This window comes from Bacillus sp. DHT2 (genome assembly GCF_026241455.1).
In the GTDB taxonomy this organism is placed as follows: Bacteria; Bacillota; Bacilli; order Bacillales; family Bacillaceae_G; genus Bacillus_A; species Bacillus_A pseudomycoides.
Genome location: NZ_JAPHWH010000063.1, coordinates 1 through 1,017, shown reverse-complemented (window position 1 = coordinate 1,017; position 1,017 = coordinate 1). Strand labels below are relative to the sequence as shown.

Genomic DNA, 1,017 nt, shown 5'->3' with positions numbered 1-1,017 from the left:
AACATATGCCAAATTATCTGGAGTTGATATATTCTTCGGATTACTCCCACTTTCTTGAGCAATCACTGGCCAATCCTCATCTAGTTGTACGATACTTGCATCACAAGTCGGCAAGTTGTTTAATAAATGCGATTGAGTTAGTATTACCGGTGCCTGCGTATCTTCTAACATGTATTGTATCCGCTCAGATGGATACGTAGGATCCAAAGGTACATAAGCTCCTCCGGCCTTAAGGATTCCGAGCAGTCCCGAAACCATATTCAGAGATTGTTCCATATATAATCCTACTAATGCTTCTGGTCCAACTCCTAATTTTCGAAGATAATGAGCTATACGGTTTGCACGTTCATTAAGCTCTTGATATGTCCATTGTTCTTGTTCATATACTACAGCTATAGATTCTGGTGTTTTCTCTACCTGTTCTTCAAATAGTTCATGGATGCACTTATCTTTTGGATAAACTGAGGCTGTGTTATTCCACTCTACCAAAAGCTGGTGCAGTTCTGGTTGCGTTAACATGGACGCTTCTCCAATGCTTTGCTCTTCATTCACTACAAAATTTCTTAATAGCGTCTCTAAGTGCCCCATCATTCTTTCTATCGTCTCTTTCTTAAACAAAGCAGTGTTGTATTCCATAGTCAAACACAATTCATTATGATTTTCCACTGCATGTAATGCCAAATCAAACTTTGAAACATCCATATCGACATCTATAGATTGTAATTCAAGATTGTTAAAAGTTTGAGCTCCTTCTGGCGCGTTTTGTAACGCAAATAAAATTTGAAATAATGGTGAGTGCTGTCCTAAGCTACGCTCAGGCTGTAATTCTTCAACCAGCTTCTCAAATGGTAAATCTTGATGATTATATGCCTCTAAAGTAGTTTCTTTCATACGCCCCAGAAATTCTTTAAAACTCGGATTTCCAGATAGATCTGAACGCATTACTAGGGTATTTACAAAGAATCCAATCAATTCTTCTAATTCTCTGTGATTCCGATTCGCTACAGGGCTTCCTAC

Annotated in this window: 1 protein-coding gene; it reads right to left on the bottom strand. The window is 38.3% G+C overall.

All coding sequences use genetic code 11. The features are described from left to right. Positions 1 to 1,017: non-ribosomal peptide synthetase (locus ORL93_RS30775; protein WP_265960345.1), on the bottom strand; the 1,017-nt coding region annotated here is incomplete at both ends.